The 26,213-nt window shown below is 62.3% G+C and carries 24 protein-coding genes and 1 pseudogene; 7 read left to right on the forward strand and 18 right to left on the reverse strand.

All coding sequences use genetic code 11. The features are described 5' to 3' along the window. Positions 1 to 155 precede the first annotated feature (155 nt). Complete coding sequence (locus tag AC1DD5_RS23635; RefSeq protein ID WP_477522906.1) at positions 156 to 734, forward strand: GlcG/HbpS family heme-binding protein; 579 nt, start codon at positions 156 to 158, stop codon at positions 732 to 734. A 70-nt stretch (positions 735 to 804) separates the two neighbouring features. Here AC1DD5_RS23635 and AC1DD5_RS23640 read toward each other — a convergent pair whose 3' ends face one another. Genes AC1DD5_RS23640 through AC1DD5_RS23650 form a run of 3 tightly spaced genes read right to left on the reverse strand, consistent with a single transcriptional unit; the run spans position 805 to position 3,488 of the window. Next, a complete protein-coding gene (locus AC1DD5_RS23640) occupies positions 805 to 2,019 on the reverse strand; it encodes an acetyl-CoA acetyltransferase (RefSeq protein ID WP_477522907.1) in 1,215 nt (404 codons plus the stop codon). Beyond that, complete coding sequence (locus tag AC1DD5_RS23645; protein WP_477522908.1) at positions 2,016 to 2,732, reverse strand: 3-oxoacid CoA-transferase subunit B; 717 nt, start codon at positions 2,730 to 2,732, stop codon at positions 2,016 to 2,018. Before AC1DD5_RS23645 ends, AC1DD5_RS23640 begins: the two co-directional genes overlap by 4 nt. A 39-nt stretch (positions 2,733 to 2,771) precedes the next feature. Further along, positions 2,772 to 3,488 carry a CoA transferase subunit A gene (locus AC1DD5_RS23650; protein WP_477522909.1) on the reverse strand — a complete coding sequence of 239 codons (717 nt, stop codon included), beginning with the start codon at positions 3,486 to 3,488 and terminating at the stop codon, positions 2,772 to 2,774. A 176-nt stretch (positions 3,489 to 3,664) separates the two neighbouring features. Between AC1DD5_RS23650 and AC1DD5_RS23655 the strand changes: the two genes are divergently transcribed. Next, the gene (locus tag AC1DD5_RS23655) at positions 3,665 to 4,450 is read left to right on the forward strand and encodes an IclR family transcriptional regulator (protein ID WP_477522910.1); all 786 of its coding nucleotides are present in this window, start codon (positions 3,665 to 3,667) and stop codon (positions 4,448 to 4,450) included. Between the two features lie 57 nt (positions 4,451 to 4,507). Here the strand turns inward: AC1DD5_RS23655 and AC1DD5_RS23660 are convergent, their stop codons facing one another. Further along, the gene (locus AC1DD5_RS23660) at positions 4,508 to 5,089 is read right to left on the reverse strand and encodes an N-acetyltransferase family protein (protein ID WP_477522911.1); all 582 of its coding nucleotides are present in this window, start codon (positions 5,087 to 5,089) and stop codon (positions 4,508 to 4,510) included. A gap of 209 nt (positions 5,090 to 5,298) precedes the next feature. On the opposite strand from AC1DD5_RS23660, the gene AC1DD5_RS23665 reads away from it, so the two are divergent. Continuing rightward, positions 5,299 to 5,673 carry a VOC family protein gene (locus AC1DD5_RS23665; RefSeq protein ID WP_477522912.1) on the forward strand — a complete coding sequence of 125 codons (375 nt, stop codon included), beginning with the start codon at positions 5,299 to 5,301 and terminating at the stop codon, positions 5,671 to 5,673. Positions 5,674 to 5,771: 98 nt separating this feature from the next. Further along, positions 5,772 to 6,023, forward strand: a complete 252-nt coding sequence (locus AC1DD5_RS23670) for a hypothetical protein (RefSeq protein WP_442019176.1) — start codon at positions 5,772 to 5,774, stop codon at positions 6,021 to 6,023. Between the two features lie 104 nt (positions 6,024 to 6,127). Here the strand turns inward: AC1DD5_RS23670 and AC1DD5_RS23675 are convergent, their stop codons facing one another. Beyond that, positions 6,128 to 7,828, reverse strand: coding sequence for a cytochrome c biogenesis protein DipZ (locus AC1DD5_RS23675; RefSeq protein ID WP_477522913.1), 1,701 nt, complete (start codon positions 7,826 to 7,828; stop codon positions 6,128 to 6,130). 243 nt (positions 7,829 to 8,071) lie between these two features. Here AC1DD5_RS23675 and AC1DD5_RS23680 point away from each other — a divergent pair, with 243 nt between their 5' ends. Then, positions 8,072 to 8,755 carry a fasciclin domain-containing protein gene (locus AC1DD5_RS23680; RefSeq protein WP_477522914.1) on the forward strand — a complete coding sequence of 228 codons (684 nt, stop codon included), beginning with the start codon at positions 8,072 to 8,074 and terminating at the stop codon, positions 8,753 to 8,755. A gap of 89 nt (positions 8,756 to 8,844) precedes the next feature. On the opposite strand, the gene AC1DD5_RS23685 is transcribed toward AC1DD5_RS23680, so the two are convergent. The 13 genes from AC1DD5_RS23685 to purU all read right to left on the reverse strand — a co-directional run bounded on the left by AC1DD5_RS23685 (position 8,845) and on the right by purU (position 24,879). Then, positions 8,845 to 9,030, reverse strand: coding sequence for a hypothetical protein (locus tag AC1DD5_RS23685; RefSeq protein WP_477522915.1), 186 nt, complete (start codon positions 9,028 to 9,030; stop codon positions 8,845 to 8,847). 11 nt (positions 9,031 to 9,041) lie between these two features. Next, on the reverse strand, positions 9,042 to 11,063 hold the full coding sequence (locus AC1DD5_RS23690; RefSeq protein ID WP_477522916.1) for a BCCT family transporter: 2,022 nt from the start codon (positions 11,061 to 11,063) through the stop codon (positions 9,042 to 9,044). 479 nt (positions 11,064 to 11,542) lie between these two features. Then, positions 11,543 to 12,349, reverse strand: coding sequence for an IclR family transcriptional regulator (locus AC1DD5_RS23695; RefSeq protein ID WP_477522917.1), 807 nt, complete (start codon positions 12,347 to 12,349; stop codon positions 11,543 to 11,545). 128 nt (positions 12,350 to 12,477) lie between these two features. Further along, positions 12,478 to 13,359: a formate dehydrogenase accessory sulfurtransferase FdhD gene (fdhD, locus tag AC1DD5_RS23700; protein WP_442002766.1), complete on the reverse strand. Its 882-nt coding sequence runs from the start codon at positions 13,357 to 13,359 to the stop codon at positions 12,478 to 12,480. Continuing rightward, positions 13,347 to 14,681, reverse strand: a complete 1,335-nt coding sequence (locus AC1DD5_RS23705) for a molybdopterin molybdotransferase MoeA (RefSeq protein WP_477522918.1) — start codon at positions 14,679 to 14,681, stop codon at positions 13,347 to 13,349. The genes fdhD and AC1DD5_RS23705 overlap by 13 nt, the downstream gene beginning before the upstream one ends. A 29-nt stretch (positions 14,682 to 14,710) precedes the next feature. Next, a complete protein-coding gene (gene fdhA / locus AC1DD5_RS23710; protein WP_431117782.1) occupies positions 14,711 to 15,928 on the reverse strand; it encodes a formaldehyde dehydrogenase, glutathione-independent in 1,218 nt (405 codons plus the stop codon). Positions 15,929 to 16,090: 162 nt separating this feature from the next. Continuing rightward, entirely contained in the window at positions 16,091 to 16,513 is a 423-nt protein-coding gene (locus tag AC1DD5_RS23715) for a GlcG/HbpS family heme-binding protein (protein WP_431117784.1), read from the reverse strand. 143 nt (positions 16,514 to 16,656) lie between these two features. After that, positions 16,657 to 18,975: an FdhF/YdeP family oxidoreductase gene (locus AC1DD5_RS23720; RefSeq protein WP_477522919.1), complete on the reverse strand. Its 2,319-nt coding sequence runs from the start codon at positions 18,973 to 18,975 to the stop codon at positions 16,657 to 16,659. Beyond that, on the reverse strand, positions 18,930 to 19,769 hold the full coding sequence (locus AC1DD5_RS23725; protein ID WP_477522920.1) for a methylenetetrahydrofolate reductase: 840 nt from the start codon (positions 19,767 to 19,769) through the stop codon (positions 18,930 to 18,932). Before AC1DD5_RS23725 ends, AC1DD5_RS23720 begins: the two co-directional genes overlap by 46 nt. 2 nt (positions 19,770 to 19,771) lie before the next feature. Further along, positions 19,772 to 20,662 carry a bifunctional 5,10-methylenetetrahydrofolate dehydrogenase/5,10-methenyltetrahydrofolate cyclohydrolase gene (locus tag AC1DD5_RS23730; protein ID WP_477522921.1) on the reverse strand — a complete coding sequence of 297 codons (891 nt, stop codon included), beginning with the start codon at positions 20,660 to 20,662 and terminating at the stop codon, positions 19,772 to 19,774. Then, positions 20,659 to 21,285 (reverse strand): cyclodeaminase/cyclohydrolase family protein, encoded by a 627-nt coding sequence (locus tag AC1DD5_RS23735; protein ID WP_377652555.1) that lies wholly within the window; start codon positions 21,283 to 21,285, stop codon positions 20,659 to 20,661. The genes AC1DD5_RS23730 and AC1DD5_RS23735 overlap by 4 nt, the downstream gene beginning before the upstream one ends. A 137-nt stretch (positions 21,286 to 21,422) precedes the next feature. After that, positions 21,423 to 23,915 carry a GcvT family protein gene (locus AC1DD5_RS23740; protein WP_477522922.1) on the reverse strand — a complete coding sequence of 831 codons (2,493 nt, stop codon included), beginning with the start codon at positions 23,913 to 23,915 and terminating at the stop codon, positions 21,423 to 21,425. A gap of 49 nt (positions 23,916 to 23,964) precedes the next feature. Then, positions 23,965 to 24,879: a formyltetrahydrofolate deformylase gene (gene purU, locus AC1DD5_RS23745; RefSeq protein WP_477522923.1), complete on the reverse strand. Its 915-nt coding sequence runs from the start codon at positions 24,877 to 24,879 to the stop codon at positions 23,965 to 23,967. A 120-nt stretch (positions 24,880 to 24,999) separates the two neighbouring features. Between purU and AC1DD5_RS23750 the strand changes: the two genes are divergently transcribed. Together AC1DD5_RS23750 and AC1DD5_RS23755 are read left to right on the forward strand one after the other, a co-directional pair. Then, positions 25,000 to 25,680, forward strand: coding sequence for a GntR family transcriptional regulator (locus AC1DD5_RS23750; RefSeq protein ID WP_477522924.1), 681 nt, complete (start codon positions 25,000 to 25,002; stop codon positions 25,678 to 25,680). Between the two features lie 228 nt (positions 25,681 to 25,908). Beyond that, positions 25,909 to 26,213: pseudogene (locus AC1DD5_RS23755) on the forward strand (pyridoxal 5'-phosphate synthase lyase subunit PdxS); the annotation flags it as partial.

The raw sequence follows: 26,213 nt of genomic DNA on the forward strand, positions 1-26,213 counted from the left end.
ATCCCGCGTGATTGCTGGTCTCTCCACCTTTTGGCTGATACGGCTGGCGGAAAGGCTGAGCTTGGAACCGGCGCATGGCCGATGTGCCCGGGGGGTGCTCCCGGAAGCATAGATATGTACCCGAAATTGCCAATGCTTGCCACGAGGAGAAGTCCATGAAGAAGTCCAACAAGATGATTGCCGCCGCTGCTGCCGGAGCACTGTTGCTCACAGGTGGGGTTACCGCCGTAGCCAATGCCGTAGCCCCCGGTGCCGCGCCTGTTAACGTACCCGCTGCGCCAGTCAGTGCCGAGGTCCAGCCGGCACCTGAGAATGTGGTTTCCCAGAATCGAATCACCGTGGGTGCTTCCAGCAAGGCCGTGAATGCCGCGCTTGCCAAGTGCCAGGCAGACAAGCTTCCGTTCGTGACTGTGGCCCTCGTGGATCGCTTCGGCACTGTCCAGGCCCTTCTCCGCGGTGACAACGCCGCCGAGCACACCATCGAGGCCGCCAAGCAGAAGGCATACACCGCGGCTGCCTTCGGTGCCCCCACCAGTGAACTGGCCAAGCGCATCAACGGCACCGGCCCGTCCATCGCGGACCTTCCCGGCACGCTTTTCCTGGCTGGTGGTGTTCCGCTGAAGGTCAACGGCGTATCCGTGGCTGGCATCGGCGTCGGCGGTGCTCCCGACGGCGCCTTGGACGAGGCGTGCGCGACTGCTGGTGCCGAAGCCCTGGCCACGGCTGCAAAGTAGCCCAAGTAAGTAGCAGCTGTGCGCGTTTTCAGCCCTCAAAACGCGCAGTGCTGCGACTTACTTGGGCGGGTTACAGAGCCTCCAGCACGCTGACGTAGTTGGCGATGCCCACGCCGCCCATGTTCTGGACGGCGCCTCGCCGGGCATTGGGAAGCTGCATGTCGCCGGCGGTGCCGGTGAGCTGCATGGCCGCAATGACATGCTGCGACACTCCGGTGGCCCCCACGGGATGACCCTTGGCCTTAAGACCGCCGGACACGTTGACGGGAAGTTTGCCGTCCTTATACACCCAGCCTTCTTGGACAGCGCGCGAACCCTCGCCGCGGGGAGTCAGGCCCATGGCCTCGTACATGATGAGCTCGGCGATGGTGAAGCAGTCGTGGACTTCGGCGAAGTCCAGTCCATCGATGCCCACGCCCGCCATGCCCAGCGCCCGCTCCCAAGAGACACGGGTAGCGGCGAACTCCGTGGGATCTCGCTTTTCCGAGGGGAAGAAATCGTTCGCGTGACCGAAGCCCGCCAAGCGCACAGGTGCGGTTGCGCCGCCGGTAGCCGATGTTGAAATCACGACGGCGGCCGCACCGTCCGAGACCGGCGAACAGTCCGTACGGCGCAAGGGGTCCGCGACCATGGGGTTTTTGTCCGAGATGGTGCGGCAGAATTCCTCGCCAAAATCCCGGTGCATCTGGGCGTAGGGATTATCCATGCCGTTGTGGTGGTTCTTGGCTGCAATGGAACCGAGGACATCGCCCAGGCCGCCGGGGTAGGTGGCCGCGTCTATGCCCGTGCCGTAGCGCTTCCCGTAGTGCTTCGCCACCTCCGCGAACAACCCTGTGAACCCTGTGGTGGACGCCTTACCCGCCATTTCGTACGACGCACCAAGCAAGGCTGCCCCCACTACGTCCGCTCCGGCGTCGGTCATCTTTTCCGCGCCGATCACCAAAACATTGCGGGCAGTTCCGGCGAGCACAGCCTTCACGCCTTGCTGGAACGCGGCGGAACCGGAAGCGCAAGCGTTCTCCGTGCGCGTTGCCGGGACGTTGGCGAGGTCTGCCGAGAGTTGCAGTGCCAGCGACGACGTGAATCCCAGCGGCTGCATGCCTGAGTTGAACTGGCCGAGATAGACCTCGTCGATGTCCTTGGGCTCAAGGCCGGAATTGCGGATCGCTTCACCGGCTACCTGGACAATCAATGATTCGAGGGTGTGGTCCGTGAGCTTGCCGAACTTGCTGTGTCCCCACCCTGCGAGCAGGATGTCCTTGCCGAACTGGTCTTTCAAGCTCATGCGCTTGCTCCTTCAAGTGTGTGTTCTTCAGACGTGAGCGCTACCGTGAACTCCGCCCCTGTCTTGCTGTGGATCTCTTCCACCGTGACACCTGGGGCGAGGCGGGTGAGCAGGAGGCTCGTGCCGCCGTCGTGCTTTTCCGCGCCCGGCACGAGCGTTTCAGCGTCCGCCTCGATGTCGAAGACCGCGAGGTCTGTAATGATCCGGTCAACACACTTCAGCCCGGTGAGCGGCAGCGTGCATTCCTTGACGATTTTGGCCGAACCGTCCTTGGCGTTGTGCTCGGTGAGGACCACCACCCGCGGTGTCCCGGCCACCAAATCCATGGCGCCGCCCATGCCCTTGACCATCTTTCCCGGGATGGTCCAATTGGCGAGGTCGCCGCTGCCGGACACCTGCATGGCACCCAGGATGGCCACCTTCACATGGCCGCCCCGGATCATGCCGAAGGACGTGGCGGAATCGAAAATGCTTCCACCCGCTGTGATGGTGACGGTCTGCTTACCCGCATTGATCAGGTCCGCGTCCTCCTCGCCCTCAAAAGGGAACGGGCCCATGCCGAGCAGGCCATTCTCGCTTTGAAGAACCACCCGCACGCCGTCGGGCAGGTTGTTGGCCACCAGCGTGGGGATGCCGATGCCGAGGTTGACGTAGTAGCCGTCGTTCAATTCTTCAGCCGCGATGGCGGCCATCTGGTCTCGTGTCCAAGCCATGATGTGTGCTCCTTATTCTCTAAGACCGTGAGCGCTTCTCTAGACCGTGAACGCTTCGCGCCGCGGGCGGACTGTGCGCTGTTCGATGTCCTTAACCCGCGCGCTGGCCTGCACCAGCCTCTGGACGAAGACGCCGGGCGTGACAATGTGATTGGGGTCGAGCTCGCCCGGTTGCGCAATGATCTCCGCCTCAGCGATGGTGACGGCGCCGGCTGTTGCCACCACCGGGTTGAAGTTCCTCGCCGTGTAGCGGTAGATCAGGTTTCCATCCGTGTCGGCGGTGTGGGCGTGTACAAGCGCGACGTCGGCGGTGATGGCGCGCTCGCGGACGTACGTCACGCCGTCGAACTCTTCCAGCGGCTTGCCTTCGGCAACCAGGGTGCCCACGCCAGTCCGCGTGTAGAAAGCAGGGATGCCGGCACCGCCAGCGCGGAGGCGCTCGGCGAGGGTACCTTGCGGAGTGAATTCGACGTCGAGCTTGCCGGCCAGATACTGCTCGGCAAACAGCTTGTTCTCGCCGACGTAGGACGCGATGACCTTCCTGACCTGGCCTGCCTCGATCAGCACACCGAGCCCCTTGCCGTCCACGCCCATGTTGTTGGAGACGATGGTGAGATCCTTGGCGCCGGACTCCCGGACGGCGTCGATGAGGTCGGCCGGGATGCCACTGAGGCCAAAGCCCCCGACGGCGATGGTCAGGCCGTCTGCCATCAGGTCCTGGAGCGCTTGGGCTGCGCTGGCGTGCATCTTCGACATTGGAACTCCTCTTTGAGTCTTTGTTGTGGAAGTATCCACGTTGTGGACTGGTTATCTGTAAAGGAGCCTAGGAGGGATCCTCGCTGTGGTCAACGGCTTCAGTGCTTGGCTAATCACGCTGTGGACTGTAGGCTCAATCGCGTCCATATTGTGGACGAAATCTTCAAGGAGGCTTTGTGGCCGAACAGAAATCCACCCACAACCCGGTTCAGGGTGCCCAGGTTGTGGGCCGTGTTGCCCTGCTGCTGAGGCTGGTGGGACGCAAACCCGAGGGGACGTCGTTGGCCGGGTTGGTTCGTGAATCAGGGCTGACACGGCCAACAGTGCACAGGTTGCTGACGTCGCTGGCTGCGGAGGGATTGCTGGAGCACGATTCAGCCGCCGGGAAGTGGGTTCTTGGCCCGGAAATCTTCCTCCTGGGATCGGTAGCGGCGGCACGCTTCCCCATGGAGGACATTGCCCGGCCCAGCCTGCGCCGCCTCGCCGCCGAAACTGGCGAGAGCGCGTTCTTCTCCATCCGACGTGGCAACGAAACCGTCTGCGTATTGCGTGAGGAAGGCTCGTTCCCGGTGAGGTCCTTCGTGCTGCATGAAGGCGTACGTTTTCCTTTGGGAGTTGCCTCGGCAGGAACAGCGATCATGGCCTTCCTGCCCGCCGACGAGCAGGAAACCCTGCTTGAGAACTGGCCTGCGCACGCTGGCGACTTTGCCATGGGGCATTCCGTTGACGTGGTGCGGGACAACCTTGAGCGCACGCGGCTGGCAGGCTACTCGGTGAACCCGGGGCTGATCCTGGAAGGGAGCTGGGGGATGGGCGCGGCCGTCTTTGACCAACAGGGGCGTCCGGCATGGGCCCTTTCCTTGACCGGGATCGAACCACGGTTCCGTCCTGATCGACAGGAATTCCTCGGCAAATTGCTGCTCGAGGAAGCTCATCGCATGACGGCAAGGCTCCAAGGCTGACCCAAGTAGGGGACAGCACATGCTCCAATGAGAGCCCAGTGGACCGTTTGCTGTCCCCTAGTTGGGTTTGTGCAGGTCCAGACGCATCAGCACCCTCGGGAAGCCGTTGAGGACGGACGTCGTTTCGGCGACCTTGGTGAAGCCGGCCTGCTCGAACAGCCTGCGGGTCCCCACGTACGCCATGGTCAGATCCACCTTGTTGCCCTTGTTGTCCACGGGGTAGCCCTCAATGGTTGGCGCGCCATGGCTCTTTGCGAAGTCAATTGCACCCTGCAGCAACTTGTGCGAAATGCCCTTGCCGCGATGCCCGGGCCGCACCCTGATGCACCAGACAGACCACACATTGGCGTTGTCCACGTGAGGGATCTTTCGGTTCGTCGCAAAGCTGGTGTCAGCCCGGGGGTGTACGGCGGCCCACCCAACTACTTCGCCGCCGTCGTACGCGAGAACGCCTGGTGGCGGATCCTCCGAAACCAGCTTTTCCACGAACCTCCCGCGCTCCTCCCGCTGGAGCTCGAGGTTCTGCTTCGAGGGAATCCGGTAACTCAGGCACCAGCACACATTGGCGTCCGAACGTTTGGGGCCGACGATGGTGTTCACGTCCTCGAACACCGTTGCCGGGCGAACCTCGATTCCCATGCCGCCCATCCTGTCACCGCCGCCCAACTCTTCGCTAGACTGGCGGACGTGATGACCGGATCGGGCACCTGCCCTGCACGGATTGGCTACCCGGCCGAGTTCTGACGGGTGCTGGCGCCGTGACATGTGCCAGCGCTGCGCGCGCTCCTCCCCGTGGATTGATGACCCTGAAACCCATCGAACGAAATCCACACAACTAGGAGTCATGCATGCCCGCCCTTTTTAACCACACCATCATCGCGTCCACCGATCGCGTCGCTTCCGCCGAGTTCTACCGGTCCATCCTCGAAGCGGACGAAGCACCCAGCTGGGGGCCCTTCACCAACCTGACTTTGGCTGGCGGCGTAATGCTCCAGTTCGCCGAGCCCCCGGTTGAGATCCAGATGCAGCACTACGCCTTCCTGGTTGACGATCAGCATTTTGACCGGGCCTATCAGCGGCTGGTGAGTGCCGGCGTCGAGCATTGGGCGGATCCGCAGATGACCCGTCCAGGCGAGACCAACACCGAGCACGGTGGCCGAGGCGTCTACTTCAAGGACCCGTCGGGCCACGCGCTGGAGCTGATCACGAAGCCGTATGTCTAAGCCTTCGCCATTGTGTCCGAGCCATTTGGAGTTCTTCAAACGGCGAAATAATGTTCGACCGATCGCTTGATCCAGCTCGCCCCACTTTTTGGAGAACCATGACCACCACCCGTCAGTATGTAGTTGGCCCTGAAGAAGACCTCATCCTGGGGACTAAATACCGCAAGAACTCGATCATTTTTGGCATCATCGGCCTGTTCATTTTCGGCGTGGGCTTTGGAGCCATGGCATTCCTCACCGCCCGCAAGGCCGAAGGATACGGAGTAAAGGCTACGGCCGGGAAGGTTTTGGGAATCCTGGCTTTCGTCAGTGGTGCCATCTTCCTTGCCGTGTACTTCGCCAACAAATAGGCTCTCCACGCCACGAGCTTGCTCTTGTTCGTTTCCCCCGCCGTACAAGGGTGAGGAGAGCGAACAAGAGTGGGCCCGGCCAACCCAGCTTCCAGCAGCGCACCCTATCCGAACGTGAAGGAGTACGCCTGGATGCCCTGTGGGATCTTGACCTCGAGCTTGCCCTCGCGGATCGCGGAGTCGTCCACGATCTGATAGAGCGTCGGCGTCCCGGAGACTGCAACGGACGTGGTCTTGCCGTCGCGGACAACGTCGATCATGCCCTCCCCGCTGACCACGATGTACACCTGCTTGGCGTGGTAATTCAGGGCAATGGAAGAACCGGCGCTGGCAGGGGTGATGGATTGCGTTCCGAGATCCCACGAACCCTTCAGCGAAAAGCTGTCACCGGGCTGATTCGGCGGCATTGAATACAGTCCCACCCCGGCTTTATAGGTTTCCGTGCCCGCATAGTTGACCTTCTTGGTGGTGCCCAAATACGTCTCCGGAGTGGTGGCACCTGCTACCGGGCCGTCGTCGGACGCTTCAATGGGCGCTGGCAGCGGCGCTGAAGGGTTGGCTTGTTGCAGGAGTTCGCGGATCAGCTTCTCCGTGGTCTGGTAGCCGCCCTCGCCGAACTTGATGTGACGGACTGTTCCCTCGGAATCGATCAGGTAGTGGGCCGGCCAGTAGCGGTTGCGGTAGTTGGTCCATGTGGAGAGCGTGTTGTCGATGGCAACGGGGTAGGTGATGCCCAGGTCCTGCGCGCCAGACATGACGTTGCGGGTCTCTTTCTCGAACGCGTACTCGGGGGAGTGGACACCGATGATTTCCAGGCCGGAGTCCTTGTACTTGCTGTACCAATCGGTGAGATGCGGAACGGAGCGCTGGCAGTTGATGCAGGAATAGGCCCAGAAATCCACCAGGACCACCTTGCCTTTGAGGTCCTTCAAGTTCACGGCCTGACCGCCGGGGGTGTTGAACCACTCCTGGATGCCCTTGATATCCGGCGCCGTCCCGCACGATTCCAGATCGGTGGAGCCGTTGCTGCACTTGTCCAGCTCGCGGTTTTGGTCATTTACCAGTCCACCAAGATCCAGGGCCTTCTTCACGGCCTCGTTGTCCTGGACCTGCTCCTGGAGTGTGGAGGTGTAGTCGGGCACGAGTTTCTGCAGCAGCTGCGGGAGGTTGAACACCAGGCCGATTGCGAGGGCGATCATCATGACGCCACCGGCGATGCGGATCTTGCGCTGGTTCTTCCTGAAGGCCTTGACGCGCTCTGCGACGCGGCGGCCAGCCAGCGCGAACACCAGCAGCGGAACGGCTGCGCCGAGGGCAAACGTCAACGTGAGGACTATGGTTTCGGGGCCCACCTGGCCTGTGGCGCCGGCTACGGCAATGGCAGCAAGCACTGGTCCTGCACAGGGGACATAGACGACGCCGAGCGCCAGTCCCAGCACCAGCCCGCCGTTTTCGGTGCCCACTTTACGTTGCGGGATCCAGGAGAACGGCTTCTCCAGGATGTGCTGGAAACGATCGAAAATGAGGCCGCAACCAATGAGCACCAGCACCACCAGCCCGATCCATCGAAGCAGGTCCTGCGGCAGGTTCACCAACGTCAGCAGGAACGAGCCAACCAGCGTGAAGGTGCTGAAGCTGATCACCAGGCCCAGGATCACTAAGTACGGGCGCCAGCTAGTTACAGTGCCTTTGCGCGCACCCTGTACACCTCCGGAAAGAAAGATGACCGGCAGGACGGGCAGGATGCAGGGCGAGATTCCTGTAATCAGCCCACCCAGCAGGCCGATAAGTGCTAATTGCAGCATTGCGTCTCCCAACGTCGCCGGACCGGCCGTGAAGGGTGCCGGCTCCGGATATCTGTAGGCAGTTCGGAGCCGAAGCCGCGATGGCTTGGTCTAAAACTTTTTCAATCCGCACCCATCCACGCCGGTGCGACCTCCGAATAGCAGGTGAGGCACAACCCGCCGGCGACGCAAATGCAGCGTCGGGGAGTAAGTGCCCACACCCAATGGACCCAATGCCCTGGTTCCACGAACAAGGAGAATGACATGTTGTCCACAAAGCGCCCCGCCCTCGCCTTCGTTGGCCTCACTGCAGCCGCCCTTCTCGGACTCACGGCTTGTGGTGGTACAAGCAGTTCCAGCACGCCTCCGTCGTCGGCGTCGTCCCCTGCGCCGGAGATGACGTCCGCGGCACCGTCGCCGTCGGCTTCTGCCATGACCAGCGCCGCCATGGATCCCGCCCGTGATCTTGTTGGCCCCGGCTGTGCCGGTTACGCCGCCCAGGTTCCGGATGGTGCCGGCTCGGTAGTGGGAATGGCGCAGGACCCGGTTGCCGTTGCCGCTTCGAACAACCCGCTCCTGAAGACTTTGACTGCCGCTGTTTCAGGCAAGCTCAACCCGAAGGTGGATCTGGTCTCCACTCTCAACGGCAGCGAATTCACGGTGTTTGCACCTGTTGATGATGCGTTCGCCAAGATCGACCCCGCCACCATTGAGACTCTCAAGACGGACGATGCCCTGCTGAGCAAGATCCTCACTTACCACGTAGTCCCTGGCCAGCTGAGCCCGGACCAGATCGTCGGTATGCACAAGACAGTCCAGGGCGGCGAGGTGACCGTTGGCGGCAGCAAAGATGCACTCACAGTTGATGGCGCCAACGTGATTTGCGGCGGCGTCCACACGGCCAACGCAACGGTTTACCTGATCGACTCCGTGCTGATGCCCAAGTAACCTGCCAGGCCGCAAACAAAAAACCAGTCCGCAAAAAAGCAGGCGCCGGAATCAATCCGGCGCCTGCTTTTTGTGTTGGAAATGAATAGTCAGCGCTTGCCCAGGTCGCTATTTACGTAGGAGCCCTGGACGGTGGCGGTGCTTCCACAAGTGCAACCACCGTCAACCTGGAGCTTGACCGTTACGGGTTTCGTTGCATCCAGGGTGAAGCTCACGGTGTCTCCGGAATCAGTGGAGATACGGAGAGTGCTTTCTTGTTCATGGGTTTGAGTCATGGCGGGATACCTTACTTGTCGGTTGGGTCGGTCCGGGGAGACTGAACCCTGGGGATGCTTCCGGTCGGAGTTCCGCCGGGACAGTCGGAGTCAGGGCAGTCCTCCGCACACTCGTGCCTGGTCACCAAGTCAAATTGAACGCCCCGATGTTGTTCCACGCCCGTACGAATCGCGCGTTCAACAACGGATGTCGCCAAGCGCTTATGCAGTGACAGCGGATCACGGCGCAGGTCCTTCGTGAGGGCGAAACAGAGCAGCAGCATGACGATGACGAACGGCAGCGCGGCAACAATCGTGACTCTTTGAAGTCCGGCCAAAGCCTCGGATGGTTCGTCGCCGCCAGCCAGGAGCATGACCGCTGCTACTGCACCGGTAAGGCTTCCCCAGAAGATCACTACTCCACGCCGGGGGTGTTCTGCTCCGTTGGAGCTGAGCGATCCCATGACGATGGAGGCTGCGTCTGCACCAGTGATGAAGAAGATTGCCACCAGCACCATGGCCAGCACGATCACCGCTGCCGTGGCCCAGCCGGGCATGCCGAGATTCTTGACCAGATCGAAGAGTGCGCCGTCGAAATTGACGGAGGGCACACCGTTGGCCATGGTCACCAAACCGGGTGTGCCGGCCTTGTCAGCTTCCTGCTGGACGTGGAAGGCAGCCCCACCGAAGATACCGAACCAGATAACGCTGACGATGCTTGGCACCAGCAGAACGCCGGTGACGAACTGGCGGATGGTTCGGCCGCGGCTGATGCGTGCAATGAACATGCCGACGAAGGGCGTCCAGGAGATCCACCAGGCCCAGTAGAAAATGGTCCAACTGGTCATCCAGCTACGCAGTGCTTCGTCGCCGACCGCCTCTGTCCGGGAGGACATCTCTGCCAGGTCCCGGGCGTAGTCGCCGATTGCGGAGGGGATCAGGTTGAGGATGAACAGGGTGGGGCCGGCAACAAACACGATGAGTGCCAGGACGACTGCCAGCACCATGTTGATGTTGGAAAGCCACTGGATGCCGCGGCTGATGCCGGAGACTGCTGACGCGACGAAGCAGAAGGTGAGGATGGCTACGATCACCACGAGTACCGGGGTGCCGATCTCACCCACCCAGCCGTTGGAGGTCATGCCGCTGCCGATCTGAAGCGCACCGAGGCCCAGGGAGGCGGCGGTGCCGAACAGGGTGGCAAAGATGGCCAGGATGTTGATGAATTTCCCGAGCGGGCCTTCCACCATCCTGATACCGAAGAGCGACGTGAACGCTGCAGAGACCAGTTGCCTGCGACCCAAACGGTAGGTGCCGTAGGCCATGGCGATGCCCACTACTGCGTACATGGCCCATGGGTGCAGGGTCCAGTGGAAGATCGAGGTGGCCATGGCCGTCTGGATGGCAGCAGGGGTGCGGCCGTCCACAGTGCCCGGTGGTGGCGAGATGTAGTGGTAGAGCGGCTCAGCCACGCCATAGAACATGAGCCCGATGCCCATGCCGGCGGCGAACATCATCGCTACCCAGGAGACGGTACGGAATTCCGGCTTCTCGCCGTCCTTGCCCAGCGGGATGTTGCCGAACTTGCCCAGGGCGAGCCAGAGGACGAAGACGACGAACAAGGAGGCAAGAACCATGAAGAGCCAGCCGGTGTATTCCATGACCCAGTTCAGGGCGCCTTTGGAAGTTTCGGAAAGGCTGTCCCGGCCGACGAAGCCCCAGACCACGAAGGCGACGGCGATGGCGCCCGTGATTCCGAAGGTGACTTTATCCAGCGTAAGTTTCTGGTTCCGGCGGGCAGTAACTGCCTGCTCGGTCCTGGCATGGCGCAGTTCTTCAAGGATCTGTGCGTATTCCTCAGTATCCGGCAGCGTTTCTGCGCCCCCGTCCTCATCGTCGAGGACTGCGGGGTTGGTTTCCTCCGGGGAGACGCTGATGACGTCCCCGGAGTTTTCCAGGCGGTTGGTTCTACGTGATGAAGGAGTGACGGCCAGGTTATCCGTGGCGGGCACTTCCTCGGGAGTTAGAGGCTTTAGATCACTATTTATAGCCATGAGCGGGTCCTTTGCTCGGCGAGTCATGGGCTTGGGTTTATACATGGCCCTGGAGGGTGGGAGCGGGTAGAGGGTTGGGGGCTTCTTCCGACTCCATGACCATCATTTGTGGAGCAGTATCAAGTCGGAGCGCCTGCCCCGAATCGAGCTCACTGATGGGGCAGGCCTTGTGCATGGTGCACCTCTTTTGGTCGGCGAACGGGATTTGTGGCGCCTAGGCTTAGTCGCCTTCTTGCGTCTCGCAAGGATCAACAGTTCTCGCGTTATGCAACAGAGTGCGCCCCGTCACAGGTCAATGTCAAGGTGTTTCTTTTCCACTTCAGGCATCTTGACACTCGCCCCGAGGCGCCTCGGGCAGTTGCGCATAGTGGTTACTGTTGCGTAACAAGCGACATTCAAGGCGAAAAATTGGCACGCTGGCGACGCCAGCTAGCTTTACTTAAAGGCGTGCATTACGCGGCGGGCCGGGCGGGCAGCGCCTAGCGGCGTCGGTAGCCCATCTTGGCGCTGATGGCTAGGCCAGCCTCGCGGAGGGCCTCTATGAGCCCTGGCTGCTCCTCGGGAGCAAAGCGGAAGGCGGGGCCGGAGATACTCACTGCGGCGATGACGCTGCCCATGTGGTTGAAGATAGGCACGGCCACGGCCGTCAGGCCGATTTCGAACTCTTCATGGACCACCGCGTAGCCGTTCCGCGCGACGTCGAGCAGCTGCTTCTCCAGCTCCCCACGGTTGGTGATGGTTCGGGGTGTGCGGGCTGGGAGTCCGACGGTCTTAAGGACTTGGTTCCGTTCGTCAGCTGTCAGCGCGGCCAGGAGCACTTTGCCGCTGGACGTGGCATGCAGTGGCGTCAGGCTGCCCACCCAGTCGTAGGTGGCAAGCGTTGAGGGGCCCATGGCTTGATCCACGTTGACGGCATAGTTGGATCGAAGCACAGCAAGGTTGACAGTTTCCTTGAACTCAGCCGCGAGCGCTTCCAGTACTTCCCTTGCCTCGCGCACCACGCTCAGCCTGCCGGGGATGGATGTTGCCAGCCGGAGAATGCCGAAACCCAGCTGGTACTTGCCCCTCTCATTGTTCTGCCGGACAAGGTCGCGGTTAACCAGCGAGCCCACAAGCCTGGACACCGTGGATTTGTGGACGCCCATCTCGTCAGCAATTTCACTGACACCGGCGTCGCCTTCGCGGGCGAGGATTTCCAGGATTTGGAGCGCGCGGTCCACCGACTGGACGCCTCCGCCCTGGGCGTCTGCGTCCTTCTCGATGTCCGGATTGTTAGTTGGGGCCATGATGCCTCGTGTCGTTGTCCCAAGCAGGTGGTCCGGGCCGTAAAGCCCTGCCCGGCCTGCTCCTCGTCTTTCCTCATCCTAGTCCGACACGGACACGGGCCCTGCACATAAACCGGCAGAAGGGGCGGTCAGATCCCGACCAAAGCCTCCTCCCTGGCCACCTTGCGGGGGCGGACCAGTCTGTCACGTCCGGCGTAGACGTTGAGGCTGTGTCCGCGGCTGAAGCCAACCAGTGTCACGCCGGTCTCAGTGGCGAGGTCGGCGGCAAGGCTGGACGGCGCGCTCACTGCGGAAAGGACAGGTATGCCGGCGAGGGCCGCCTTCTGGACAAGCTCGAACGATGCCCGCCCTGAAACCTGCAGGACCAATCCCGTCAGTGGCAGCAGATCCTGGCGCAAAGCCCAGCCCACCACTTTGTCCACGGCGTTGTGGCGGCCCACGTCCTCCCGCAAACAGAGGAGTTCCGGCGTTGCGCCGTCCACCCTGAAGAGCCCGGCCGCGTGGACGCCACCGGTCCTGTCGAACACTGCCTGGGCTTCCCGGAGGCGTTCGGGCAGTTCGGCCAGGATGTCAACGGGAACCCGCAGCCCGTCCTGGGCGGGGTCGAAGTGGAGGGTCTTGCGGACGGCCTCGATGGAGTCCGTCCCACAGATGCCGCATGAGCTGGAGGTGTACACGTGGCGCATGGTGTCCGGCATTTGTACATCGGAGCGAAGCTGGGCCTCCACGACATTGAACGTCTGCGTCCCGTCCTTCTCGCCGGCACAAAAACGTAGGGAGATCAGCTCGGACTGGCTGCGGATTATGCCTTCGGACACCAGGAACCCGGCCACCAGGTCAAAGTCGTCTCCCGGAGTCCGCATGGTCACGGCGAAGGAGCGGCCCCCGATCCTGATTTCCAGGGGCTCCTCGGCGGCCAGGACGTCTTCCTTGAACCGCACCGGATATTCCGTACCTGTCCCGTCGAGATGGAAGCGGTGGATCTTCCGGCGCTGTGTCATCCGTGCCATGGTGCGTACCTTCCTGGCTGGTGTGGGAAATCGATGGTTGCTTGCGCCTGTGACCAGGCGCTTGACCAGACACTTGTCCAGGCGCTTGTCCAGGGCAGCGGCATGACCGGGACGGGTTTGCCTGCTTCCACGCCGTCAGGGGGAACGGCCATGAAGCCGTCGGCCCAAGCCAGGCCACGCATCATGCCGGGGCCTGTGTGTGAAGCAGGAAAGGCGAGGCCGTGGACAAGGGTGCAGGGAATGAGTTGTGTCCGGCCGGGGCCCGGATCGACGTCCGCCCCGGACGTGAGGTGGCCAGCTGTCTGGAACGGCCGGTTTTGGAGGGCAGCCAGCAGTGGTTCGCCGATGGTCATGAGGGCCATCATGGCGGCCAGGGGGTTGCCTGGGAGGCCGATGATGAAGCGGCCGTCCGGAAGGTCAGCCAATACAGCAGGATGACCGGGGCGCATGGCGACGCCGTCCAGCAGCAGGCGCCCATCGAGCGCGGCCACTGCGGCGCGGAAGTGGTCGGTTCCGGATTTGCCGGTCCCGCCGGTGGTGATCGTGACATCGGCGCGTTCACCTCCGGGCGGGCCGTCCAGTGCGGACAGCCACTCATCGTACGAGTCGCCGATCCGTTGCTGGCTGCCTCGAATTCCGCCCAGCTGCGAAATCACGGAGCCCAGTTGCGGTCCGAAGGTATCGCGCACCTGCCCCGCTGCTGGCACACCCGAGGTCACCACCTCGGAGCCAGTAAGTACGACGGCGACCCGCGGCTTGCGTTGTACCTGCAGTTCGTCGTGGCCTGCTACGGCAGCAAGGGCAATGTGTGCAGGATTAAGGAGTGTGCCGGCGGGTACGAGGACGTCGCCGGCTCGGGCTTCTTCGCCGGCTGGCCGTATGTGACGGCCGGGGAGGGTCTCGCCGGGTTTCGCATCTGGTTTCAGTGAGAGCTGCAGCCCGTATCCGGCGTCGAGGACGTGTCCGCTCTCTTTCCGAAGTACCGCTACGGCACCCTCAGGGACCAGGCCTCCGGTGGCAATGACGCTGGCTTGCCCCGGTGAGAGCGGCAGCCCCGCCGCCGTGATCTTCCACGGTCCTCTGCCATGAATAGCCCAGCCATCCATGGCAGAGGACGCATAGTGCGGAAGGTCCTGCTGCGCCGTCACTTCAGTGGTCAGCATGTATCCGATCGCGTCCGCCAGTCGCACCGACGCCGACGCAAGCGGAACAGCGCAATCGAAGGCCATCTGCCGGGCTTCAGACCACGTCGGGGCAGGCATCCGCTCGCACGGCACATGGGACGTTGGCGACGTGCCGCAGATGATTTCCTGTGCGAGCATGGATGCCCCCTTCCTGGTGTTTTTGCGTACTAAGCCTTCACGTAGCCGTTCGGGTTCAGTACGAACTTTGTTGCCGCTCCGGCGTCGAACTCGGCGTAGCCGCGGGGAGCGTCCTCAAGCGGGATGGCTTGGGCATTGACTGCCTTGGCGATCTGGACCTTGTCGTGGAGGATGGCCATCATCAATTGGCGGTTGTACTTCATCACCGGGCATTGGCCCGTGGTGAAGGACAAGGACTTTGCCCAGCCGGTGCCCAGCGAGAGCGACAGGGAGCCGTGCTTGGCTGCTTCATCGATTCCGCCCGGATCGCCGGTGACGTAGAGGCCCGGGATGCCCAGGGACCCACCCGCTGCGGTGATGTCCATGAGGGAGTTCAGCACGGTGGCCGGAGCCTCGTGCGAGGCGTCCCGTCCGTGGCCGCGGGCTTCGAAGCCAACGGCGTCCACGCCGCAATCCACCTCCGGCACCCCGAGGATCTGCAGGATCTGCTCCTTCGGGTCTCCGTTGGAGACATTGACGGTTTCGCAGCCGAACGAGCGCGCCTGTGCCAGTCGGTCCTCGTTCATGTCGCCCACAATCACGACGGCGGCGCCAAGCAACTGGGCGCCGACGGCGGCAGCGAGACCCACAGGGCCGGCACCGGCGACGTACACCGTGGACCCTACGCCAACCCCGGCCGTAACGGCGCCGTGGAAGCCGGTGGGGAAGATGTCCGAGAGCATGGTCAGGTCCATGATCTTTTCCAGGGCCTGATCGCGGTCCGGGAAGCGCAGCAGGTTCCAGTCGGCGTAGGGAACCAGCACGTACTCGGCCTGTCCACCCACCCAGCCGCCCATGTCCACATAGCCGTAGGCGCTGCCGGGGCGGTCAGGGTTGACGTTGAGGCAGATACCGGTCTTTTGCTCTTTGCAGTTCCGGCACCGGCCACAGGAGATGTTGAACGGCACCGAGACGATGTCGCCCACCTTGATGAACTCGACGTCGGGACCCACCTCCACCACTTCGCCGGTGATTTCGTGGCCGAGGACCAGGTCCTGCGGGGCTGTGGTGCGGCCGCGGACCATGTGCTGATCGGAACCGCAGATGTTGGTTGTTACAGTACGGAGGATCGCGCCATGCGGTACCTTCCGGCCGACGTTGGCCGGGTTGACGCCCGGTCCGTCCTTGAGTTCGAACGTCGGGTAGTCAGTGTTGATGATTTCGACTACGCCGGGTTCCTTGTAGGCGACTGCTCGGTTTCCAGACATGGACACTCCTCCTGGGGCGGGTTGTGGTACGGAAATTGGATCTGTCCAATTGCCCGAGAGCGGTGCTTCGATGAGGAAATACCTCCCCAGGTTTCAGGCCACCGAAGCACCATTCACGGGCAATTGGACAGTCTTGCCTAGTGTTTTTGACTAATGTTTTGGCTAAAGCCCAGCCGCGCCCTGGAGCTGGACTGCTGCTCCTGCGGATGCGACCGTGTGGTCGTTCTCCACGGTGCTGCCGCTGACGCCGATCGCACCGATCACAGTGCCGTCCTCCCCGCGCAGGGGGATGCCTCCGGGGAAGGTGATGAGTCCTCCGTTGGACACTTCGATGTTGTAGAGCGGTCCTCCAGGCTGCGAAAGCTCGCCGATTGCCCCCGTTGGCATGTCGAAGAAACGGGCGGTGCGTGCTTTCTTGATGGAAATGTCGATGCTGCCCAGCCACGCCCCGTCCATGCGGGTGAAGGCCTTGAGGTTGCCACCGGCATCCACCACGGCGATGTTCATGTCGGTTCCGGTTTCACGGGCGGCGTCGCGGGCTGCGACAAGTACGGCATCTGCTTGGACTTGGGTGATGTCAGACATTGTTTCTCCATTGATAGATGTCTTCTTGACGAGATGGCCCTTGGACGGGTTTGGAAGTCCTTGGCCATCTGATATCTCTGCACTACTAGGAAAGATATATCAGTCACATACTATGGCACGCATCACACTGTGTCCAGAGCCTTTCAAGCCCGTTCGAGGCGGACTATGACGGACTTGGACGTCGGCGTCCCACTGGTATCGGCAACAGAGTCCAGCGGTACAAGGACGTTTGTTTCCGGGTAGTAGGCAGCGGCGCACCCCTTGGGAGTGGAGTACGAAACGATGCGGAAGTCTTCTGCCCGGCGCTCGGTTCCCTGGAATTCTGAAATCAGGTGGACCATTTCACCATCAGCAAAGCCCAGCTCGGCGATATCGGACTCGTTAATGAGGACCACCCGTCGCCCACCGTGGATGCCGCGGTAGCGATCGTCCTTGCCGTAGATGGTGGTGTTGTACTGGTCGTGTGACCGCAGCGTTTGGAGCACCAGCCGGCCGGGCGGGACCTTGATGTATTCAAGCTCGTTGCCAGTGAAGTGTGCTTTGCCTGACGCGGTGTCGAACTTCCTGGCATCGCGCGGCGGGTGCGGCAGCACGAAGCCGCCCGGATGCTGGATCCGCTCTTCAAAGTTCTCGAAGCCATCGAAGACAGCCTCGATGTGTTTGCGGATCAGCGAGTAGTCATCACGCATGGACAACCACGCGGCCTTGGGGACGTTGGGCAGGCGCACGTCGCCATCAGTGAAGAGCCGGTGGGCAAGATTGCAGACAATGGCAACTTCCGAGTGGAGGTGCTCGCTCGCGGGCTTGAGGCGTCCACGGGATGCATGGACCGCGCTCATGGAATCTTCCACTGTGACCCTCTGGTCACCGGTCCGCTGGGTGTCTTTCTCCGTGCGTCCGAGTGTTGGGAGAATCAACGCCCTACGACCCGTGGACAGATGCGAATGGTTCAGCTTGGTGGAGATCTGGACGCTCAACCCTGTGTTGGCCAGCGCTTGTTCCGTGACCTCCGAGTCAGGGGCGGCGCGAACAAAGTTTCCACCCATCCCCATGAAGAAGCGGACCTTTCCGTCCCTCATGGCGCGGATGGCGGCAACAGTGTCATAGCCGTGCTCCCGTGGGGACAGGAACGCGAACTCGTTGTCCAGGCGGTCGTGGAATTTCTCCGGCATCTTCTCGAAGATGCCCATGGTGCGGTCGCCCTGGACGTTTGAGTGGCCGCGGACCGGGCAAACTCCTGCACCGGGCTTGCCGATGTTCCCCTGAAGCAGCAGGACGTTGACCACGTCGCGGAGGGTGGGTACCGAATGTTTGTGCTGGGTCAATCCCATGGCCCAGCACACGATGGTGGCGTTGGAGGCGAGCAGCCGTTCGCCTGTGGAGTGGATCTGCTCCAGGGTGAGGCCTGTTGCTTCCACGATGTCGTCCCACTCGACCTTTTCCAGGAAACGCAGGTATTCGTCGATGCCCACCGTGTGGTCCTCGATGAACCTGTGGTCAAGGACGGTTTCCAGGCCCGGGGTCTTGCGACCCGCGGCTTCGGCCTCCACAAGGTATTTACCGAGGCCCTGGAAGAGGGCCTGATCGCCGCCGGCACGGATCTGCAGGAAGTCATCCGTCAGTTGGGTCCCTTGAATCATGCCGGCAACATGCTGGGGGTTTTCAAAGTGCAGGAGTCCGGCTTCGGGAAGGGGATTGACGGACACGATGACCGCGCCGTTCTTCTTGGCCTTCTCCAGGGCGCTGAGCATGCGCGGATGGTTGGTACCTGGATTCTGGCCCGCTACGAAGATCAGTGACGCGGTCTCCAAGTCGGTCAGGCTGACGGACCCCTTGCCGATGCCGATGGTTTCCACCAGCGCCGAGCCCGAGGACTCGTGGCACATGTTGGAGCAGTCCGGAAGGTTGTTGGTGCCAAGGCCGCGCACCAGGAGCTGGTAAACGAACGCTGCCTCGTTGGAGGTTCGCCCGGAGGTATAGAAAACGGCCTGATCGGGATGGTCCAGGCCCCGGAGTTCCTCGGCCATGAGGTCATAGGCCTTGTCCCATTCGATGGGCGTGTAGTGGGTGGCGCCCTCATCCAGGAACATCGGGTGTGTGAGGCGGCCCTGCTGGCCCAGCCAGTAGTCATCGCGGGTCTTCAAATCAGCTACGGAGTACTGGGCAAAGAACTCAGGCGTGACACGTCGCCGGGTAGCTTCCTCGGCTACCGCCTTGGCCCCGTTCTCGCAGAACTCTGCTGCATTGCGCTTCTCGTGCTCCGGCCAAGCGCAGCCCATGCAGTCGAATCCATCGATCTGGTTCACTGCCAGCAGCGTTTGTACGCTGCGCACCGGACCCATTTGTTCCAGGGATATCTTCAGTGCGTTGGCAACGGCTGGAATGCCGACAGCCTTTGTCTTGGGTTTGGTGACAGTCAGCTTTGACTCGTCGATGTTTTCACGGGGGGCTTTGGAAGCCATGCGATCTTCCCTTCAAATCTGGGTAGGCGGCTGAGGTCGTTGAAGCTGTAGAGGTGGATGCCGGCAAACAGTGGATGGCCGTCGAGGGCCTGATGAACGTCCCGGATCAGGCCGGAGCTGTCGTAGCGCAGCACGTCACCACCGCGCAGGAGTGCCTTGGCCATTCCTGTGCCGCGGGCCAGCTTGAGTGAGCGTCCCACGCCCAATCGTGCACCCATGGCCAGCAGCTTCTGCACGGAGACCGGCCCGGGAACGCCCACCCACACGGGAATCCGGGAACCGACCCGGTGCAGCTCCTGCAGGTAGGAGCTGATGGATTCCGCCGAAAAGCACATTTGCGTGACCATGGACGACGCCAAGGGTGACTTGCCGGCCAGGCTGCTCCGCAACTGTTCTGCGCTCAATTGTGGGTGGCCTTCCGGGTAACCCGCGATGCCAAGGGAGAATTCTTCCGAGAAAGCCTTGATGTCCTCCATCAGTTGGCCGCTCCAGGAATACGGGCCGGCAGGCGCACTGCGGTCCCCGGCAATGAGGAAAAGCTCCCGGACACCCTCATCGCGCAATTGATGCAGGAACAGGTGCAGCTCTGCCTGGCTGGCGATGCTCCGCGCTGCCAGGTGCGGGACCACGTGGTAGCCCAGCCGGGCAAGCTCAATCGACGCAGCAACCGTCCTGGCCGGACCGTGGTGCGGCAGGCAGGTCACGCTGACCATCCCCGGCGCCTCATAAGCGGGAGGCAGTTGCCGGGCAAGGTCAGCGGAGGGACTGACCTCCAGGCGGATCGGCGTTTCCATGGTTAACCAGCGGTTCCCGAAACCAAGGCCGGCTTCTCCAGAAGCTGTGTTTGTGCCCGGGCTGCTTCTGCGGTGTGAAGCAGCAGCAATGCGGTGGTGACTGACCCCACGCCGCCGGGCACCGGCGTCAGGGCAGCGGCCACTCCGGTGACGCTGGCCTCGTCCACATCTCCCACGAGGGTACCGTCGGGCAGGACGTTCGTACCGACGTCGATCACTACCGACGCCAGCGAAACGTGGCTGCCCGTCAGCAGTCCGGTCCGCCCCGCGGCAACAACCACGACGTCGGCGGGCAGGGTATAGCGCTCAAGCGCCCCTGATTTGGAGTGGCAGATGGTAACCGTGGCGTCCTTTTCGAGCAGCAGCAGGGACAGCGGCTTTCCCACCACAGCGGAACGCCCGACGACGGCGACGTTACGTCCGGCGAGCGGAACCTGGAAATGCTCGAGGAGTTCCACCACGGCCTGTGCGGTCGCGGGGGCGAAGGCGGGCTGACCCACAGCGAGGCGGCCAAGGCTGAGCGGGTTGGCGCCGTCAATGTCCTTTTCCGGAGCGATAAGGCCCACGAGCCCGTCCGTTCGAACGCCCGCGGGCAGCGGAGTTTGAAGAATAATGCCGTTGACGGACGGCTCGGCACTAAGGTCCTTCAACACGCTCGCCAGCACCTGCTCCGTGGCGTCATGCCCAAGGTCCAGGATCCGGCAACCTATGCCGGCCCGTTCCGCGGCGCGCTCAATGGACCGGACGTACCAGTGCGTGGACTCGTCGTCGGTTGCCACCACCACGGCCAAGGAGGGGCGCTGGCCCTCATATTCAAGGAGGCGGGCCTCATCCTGGGCACGCTGTTGGATGAGGGCGGCCAATCCCTTTCCGGAAAGCACTTCAGTACTCACGCGAGGATCCTTTCGCGGACGCGCTTGACGAGGGAATCGGCCGCGAGGACCACCTTCTCCTCAAGGCCGTCGGTCTGTTCTGCCAAGCGGGAGCGGGCGTCGCCGTCTTTAATGGCCACCACATTGATGTCGATGTTGACACGGGCGGTTGTGGCGGCGGCACGGGCAGCATCTGCTGCTGCCGCGACGTCGCTGATGACATTGGGGTTGGCCATGTCAAAGAGTTCCGTGGCGAGTTCCACCACCTCACCGGCAAGCTTGATCAGCTGAGCAGGTGTATGGGCTGCCTGGACCAGGGCATCCTGGATGCCGGCAGCGCGCATGGCCTTGAGTTCCTCGGTCCCGGACGGGAGTTTGTACGAATCAATAACTCGTTGGAAGGCGTGCTCATCGGCGTCCGCGAGGCGCAGCGCTTCGACAATCAAATGGTCGGCAGCGCTGGTGATGCGGGCAACGGGTTCTGCGTGCTGCGCATACTTTTCACCCGTGGTGTACCTGGCCACCATGGCCACCAAGGCGGCGCCCTGGGCAGCGTGAAGGGCGGCTGCTGCACCTCCGCCGGGGGTGGGCTGTCGTGAAGCGAGCCGGGCGAGGTAGTCGTTGATGGTTTCTGAACTGATCATGTGTCTTCCTGGGCTGGTTGACGAAGAGAGGCTGGCTGACGAAGCAAGGCTGGGGTTGAACGGGTAAGACAGCGGCCCGGACCCCGTTGCGAGGGGATGAGTCCGGGCCGCTGGCCTACTGAAGCGTCCGTCAGGCCTTAGCCGCGGAGCCTGCTCATGGTGGGGTCGTACAGCGGGTCCTGGGTGACTGTCGCCTGGATACGGCGTCCGAAGTATTCGACCTCCACGGAATCACCAATCGAAACAGCGGCAGGAAGGTACGCGTAGGCAATGGGCTTCTTCACCGAATAGCCGTAGGCGGCGCTGGTGACGTAGCCGACTGCCTGGTCCTTGTAGAACACAGGTTCCTTGCCCAGGACCAGGCTGCGGCCGTCGTCGACCGTCAAGCAGCGCAAGCGCCGCGCGGAGCTTTCCTCGGTGCGTCCCTCAAGGGCGGCCTTGCCGACAAAGTTTTCCTTGGTCATCTTTACGGCGAAACCGAGGCCTGCTTCGAAGGGGTCGTGCTCCGTGGTCATATCGGTGCCCCATGAGCGGTAGCCCTTTTCCAGGCGCAGCGAGCTGAAGGCGGCGCGCCCGGCAGCGATGACGCCGAACGGCTGGCCGGCCTTCCACAATGCATCCCACAAACGCTGTCCATTGTCAGCGCTCGTGTAGAGCTCCCAGCCGAGTTCGCCCACGTAGGACAGCCGCATTGCGGTGACGGTGACGCCGCCGATGGTGACCTTCTTGGAACGGAAGTACTTCAGGCCGTCGTTGGAGAAGTCGTCGTTGCTGACCGTGCTGATGAGGTCACGGGCAAGCGGACCCCACAAGCCGATGCAGCAGGTGCCACCGGTAGTGTCGCGGACCTGCACCCAGTCGCTGGCCGTACCGTTTTCTGTCTGGTGGCGGGCAGCACGCTCGAAGTAGGCGGTGTCGATGTTGCCGTTGGCGCCCAGCTGGAACGTGTCCTCGCTGAGGCGTGCAACGGTAATGTCGCTTCGGATTCCGCCAGCGTGGTCCAGCAGGAGGGTGTAGGTTACGGCGCCGGGCTTCTTGGCCAGGTCTCCGGTGGTGAGTTCCTGCAGCAGTTTCAGGGCGCCCGGGCCGCTGACTTCAAGGCGCTTGAGCGGCGTCATGTCGTACATCGCCACGGCCGTACGCGTCTTCCAGGCCTCGGCGGCAGCAATCGGTGAGCTGAACATGCCGGACCAGGCGTCGCGTGCCGGCGGCTGCCACTCGTCCGGCATTTCCTTCAGCAGTTCCGCGTTGGCTTCGAACCAGTAGGGACGTTCCCATCCTGCGCCTTCCAGGAAGTAGCCTCCCAGCTGCTTGTGGCGGGCGTGGAACGGGCTGACGCGAAGGTTGCGGGGGGAGAGCTTGGGCTGGAGCGGGTGCATTACGTCGTAGATTTCCACGAAGTTCTGCTGGGACGTTTCGCTGACATATTCAGGTGTCAGCTGGACCTCTTCGAAGCGGTGGATGTCGCAGTCACCAAGATCAATTTCAGACTTGCCTGTGGTCAGTAGTTCGGCAACAGCGCGGGCGATGCCGGCAGAGTGGGTGACCCACACGGCCTCGGCAACGAAGAACCCGTCCACTTCCTTGGATTCGCCTACCAGCGAGCCACCGTCAGGGGTGAAGGAGAAGATGCCGTTGAAGCCATCCTCGATTTCGCTTTCCCGCAGTGCCGGCAGGATCTGCTTGGTTGCTTCCCACGCGGGAAGGAAGTCCTCAAGCGTGAAGTCCAGGCGCGAGGGCATGTTGTGTTCGCTGATGCTGCTGGGTTCGTAGCTGCCCAGCTCGTCAAGGTCCACGGGCATGGGGCGGTGTGCGTAGGAGCCAATACCGTAGCGCTCGCCGTGCTCGCGGTAGTAGAGGTCCTGGTCCTGGTGGCGCAGGATCGGCAGCTGGGCGCCGTTGGGGAGTTCGTTCTTGCCCTTCTGGGCGGGAACCGGGGTGGTCTTCACGTACTGGTGGGCCAGGGGAAGGAGCGGAACGGACATCCCGATCAACTCGCCCACCTTGGCCCCCCAGAAGCCTGCGCAGGAAACCACGATGTCCGCGGGGAGTACGCCATCGGCGGTCTCGACGCCGGTCACGCGGCGGTTTGACTGCTCGATTCCGGTCACCTCAGTGTTGCCGATGTACTTCACGCCAGCGGCTTCGGTGCGCTTGATGAGCAACTGCACGGCGCGGGCTGCAAGCGCCAGGCCATCGGTGGGAACGTGAAGGCCACCAAGGATGTCTTCCTCGTTGATGAGGGGGTAGAGCTCCTTGCATTCCTCGCGGGAGAGGATCTTGCCGTCGATGCCCCACGACTGTGCGTAGCCGAGCTTGCGCTTAAGGTCAGCCAGGCGGGTCTCGGTAGTGGCGACTTCCAGGCCGCCCACCTGGTTGAAGCAGCTCTGACCATCTTCGGTGAGGGAGAGCAGCTTTTCCACCGTGTACTTGGCAAACAGTGCCATGGACTTGGAAGGGTTCGTCTGGAAGACCAGGCCCGGGGCGTGGGACGTGGATCCTCCGGGCATATTCAGCGGCCCCTGATCCAGGACGGTGATGTTGTTCCAACCGCGGGTGACCAGTTCGTCGGCGAGGTTGGTGCCGACAATCCCAGCGCCGATGATGACAATGCGAGGCGTCGATGTCATGAAAGTTTCTCCTGCTGAAGTTCGTGTGTGGACTGGTGGGATGGGTGGCTTAGCGGAAAACCACTGTGCTGGTCTGATCCAACAGCACGCGGTGTTCACAGTGCCAGCGGACAGCCCGGGACAACGCCAGGGCTTCGGCATCCTGGCCCACTGTTGAGAGTGCGTTGGGGCCGTAGCTGTGGTCCACGCGGATGACTTCCTGCTCGATGATCGGGCCCTCGTCAAGGTCTGCCGTCACGTAGTGCGCGGTTGCTCCAACGAGCTTCACGCCGCGGTCATAGGCCTGGTGGTAGGGGCGGGCGCCCTTGAAACCGGGCAGGAACGAGTGGTGGATGTTGATGGCCCGGCCCTCGAGGGAGCGGCACAGGTTGTCCGAGAGTACCTGCATGTAGCGGGCGAGCACCACCAGGTCAGCCTTGTATTCATCCACGAGTTCCAAGAGCTTTTGCTCCGCCTCGGCCTTGGTGTCAGGGGTGACAGGGACGTAGATGAAAGGCAGTCCGGCTGCCTCGGCCATGGCGCGGTGGGTCTCGTGGTTGGAAACGACAGCTACGAGGTCTCCGCCCAGGCTGCCGCCGCGCCAGCGGAAGATGAGATCGTTGAGGCAGTGCCCAAACTTGGACACCATGACTAGCACGCGCTTCTTGGTCTTGTCATGGAAGCTGAATTTCATGTCGAAGCGGTCAGCGATTGCACTGAACTCTTCCTCAAGCCGGTCCGCCGAGTATTCAGGGGAGCCGGAAAAGGCTGTGCGAAGGTGCAGCGTCTGGCGGATGCCGTCGTCGAACTGCTGGTGTTCGTCAATGTTGAAGCCGCGCTCAAACAGGAAGGTTGTGACCGCCTGCACGATTCCGGCGCGTTCGACGCACGACAATGTGAGTACGAACTTCTGTGCTTGCTCGTCTTTGAGCACTGCTGGCTGGGGCAGGGTGCTTGTTGGTGAGTCTGTCGCCACGAGGGTCATGTCTCCTCCTTTAGATATATTCTTGGGTCCCGTACTGATATATTAGGATTGGGAATCAGCGTATACTGGTCTCAAGGACAGGTCAATAGGTTTTCGGGAACTGCGGAAAGGGCTGGCACTGTGGCATTTGGAACTCTGGCAATCTCGGACGATACCAGCAGGAAATCCTTGGCCGACGTCGCGTATGAGCGTTTGCGCGACCGGCTCCTGATGCTGGACATCAAACCCGGGGACCTCCTCAACGATGACCAGTTGGCGAAGGATCTGGGGATCGGGCGCACTCCGGTGCGTGAAGCCTTGAAGCGGTTGGAACTGGACCGCCTGGTGGTCACCTATCCGCGCCGCGGAACATTTGCCACCCGCGTTGATGTGACGGACCTGGCCTTTATTTCAGAGATCCGCACGCAACTCGAGCCACTGGCTGCAGCACGCGCGGCGCGGGTGGCTTCTCCGGCCACGAGGGAGCACCTGCGTAACGTCCTGAAGGAGGTGGAGGCCTTTGATGTGGCCGCCGCCTCGGTTGTGGAGACCCTGCGCCTGGATGCCAGCGTCCATCAGGGCATCTACGCGGCCGCCGCAAATCCTCATCTCGAGGACGTCCTGATCCGCTATGACAACCTGGCCACCCGAATCTGGTGCATGGTCCTGGATCGACTGCCGGACCTTGAGCATCACGTGCGCGAACATCTGGACCTCCTGCGCACGGTCATTGACGGTGATGAGGAAAAAGCGGCGGAGTTGGCAAAGGCCCACGTCACAGGCTTTGAGCACGCCGTCCGCACGGCCCTCTTCGCCGCGTAGTAATTGCCTCGCGGGAATTCCGGGATTGACTCCCCGCTTCGGCGATTGCATACTGAAACTAACTAATATATCACCCGGATATCAGTCTCCTGGCTCTTCGCCCGGCGTGCAGTACCGGGCGCTTGTGATGAAATCGCAGGCTTCAGTCCCTTGGAGTATCACGTGACCTTTACACCACGCCCTTTCGAACACATCACGCTTACTGGCTCCGGCCGTGTTAAGCGGGGCATGGCGGAGATGCTCAAGGGCGGCGTCATCATGGACGTCGTCAACGTCGAGCAGGCCCGCATCGCCGAGGATGCCGGTGCCGTCGCCGTCATGGCACTCGAGCGCGTACCCGCCGATATCCGCGCCCAGGGTGGCGTGTCCCGCATGTCCGATCCTGACATGATCGATCAGATCATCGCTGCCGTGTCCATCCCGGTCATGGCCAAGGCCCGCATCGGCCACTTCGTCGAAGCCCAGGTCCTGCAGTCCCTCGGCGTGGACTACATCGACGAGTCCGAGGTCCTGACCCCGGCCGACTACGTGAA

The organism is Paenarthrobacter sp. 10L420 (assembly GCF_056395385.1).

Coding starts and splice junctions, on each gene's coding strand:
- AC1DD5_RS23705 (WP_477522918.1), bottom strand. CDS start 14,681: ATGCTCGCACAGGAAATCATCTGCGGCACGTCGCCAACGTCCCATGTG.
- AC1DD5_RS23695 (WP_477522917.1), bottom strand. CDS start 12,349: ATGGCCCCAACTAACAATCCGGACATCGAGAAGGACGCAGACGCCCAG.
- AC1DD5_RS23675 (WP_477522913.1), bottom strand. CDS start 7,828: ATGCTGCAATTAGCACTTATCGGCCTGCTGGGTGGGCTGATTACAGGA.
- AC1DD5_RS23670 (WP_442019176.1), top strand. CDS start 5,772: ATGACCACCACCCGTCAGTATGTAGTTGGCCCTGAAGAAGACCTCATC.
- AC1DD5_RS23720 (WP_477522919.1), bottom strand. CDS start 18,975: ATGGCTTCCAAAGCCCCCCGTGAAAACATCGACGAGTCAAAGCTGACT.
- fdhD (WP_442002766.1), bottom strand. CDS start 13,359: ATGGCACGGATGACACAGCGCCGGAAGATCCACCGCTTCCATCTCGAC.
- purU (WP_477522923.1), bottom strand. CDS start 24,879: ATGACCCTCGTGGCGACAGACTCACCAACAAGCACCCTGCCCCAGCCA.
- AC1DD5_RS23665 (WP_477522912.1), top strand. CDS start 5,299: ATGCCCGCCCTTTTTAACCACACCATCATCGCGTCCACCGATCGCGTC.
- AC1DD5_RS23640 (WP_477522907.1), bottom strand. CDS start 2,019: ATGAGCTTGAAAGACCAGTTCGGCAAGGACATCCTGCTCGCAGGGTGG.
- AC1DD5_RS23725 (WP_477522920.1), bottom strand. CDS start 19,769: ATGGAAACGCCGATCCGCCTGGAGGTCAGTCCCTCCGCTGACCTTGCC.
- AC1DD5_RS23650 (WP_477522909.1), bottom strand. CDS start 3,488: ATGTCGAAGATGCACGCCAGCGCAGCCCAAGCGCTCCAGGACCTGATG.
- AC1DD5_RS23660 (WP_477522911.1), bottom strand. CDS start 5,089: ATGGGAATCGAGGTTCGCCCGGCAACGGTGTTCGAGGACGTGAACACC.
- AC1DD5_RS23690 (WP_477522916.1), bottom strand. CDS start 11,063: ATGGCTATAAATAGTGATCTAAAGCCTCTAACTCCCGAGGAAGTGCCC.
- AC1DD5_RS23735 (WP_377652555.1), bottom strand. CDS start 21,285: ATGATCAGTTCAGAAACCATCAACGACTACCTCGCCCGGCTCGCTTCA.
- AC1DD5_RS23645 (WP_477522908.1), bottom strand. CDS start 2,732: ATGGCTTGGACACGAGACCAGATGGCCGCCATCGCGGCTGAAGAATTG.
- AC1DD5_RS23685 (WP_477522915.1), bottom strand. CDS start 9,030: ATGACTCAAACCCATGAACAAGAAAGCACTCTCCGTATCTCCACTGAT.
- fdhA (WP_431117782.1), bottom strand. CDS start 15,928: ATGTCTGGAAACCGAGCAGTCGCCTACAAGGAACCCGGCGTAGTCGAA.
- AC1DD5_RS23635 (WP_477522906.1), top strand. CDS start 156: ATGAAGAAGTCCAACAAGATGATTGCCGCCGCTGCTGCCGGAGCACTG.
- AC1DD5_RS23715 (WP_431117784.1), bottom strand. CDS start 16,513: ATGTCTGACATCACCCAAGTCCAAGCAGATGCCGTACTTGTCGCAGCC.
- AC1DD5_RS23740 (WP_477522922.1), bottom strand. CDS start 23,915: ATGACATCGACGCCTCGCATTGTCATCATCGGCGCTGGGATTGTCGGC.
- AC1DD5_RS23680 (WP_477522914.1), top strand. CDS start 8,072: ATGTTGTCCACAAAGCGCCCCGCCCTCGCCTTCGTTGGCCTCACTGCA.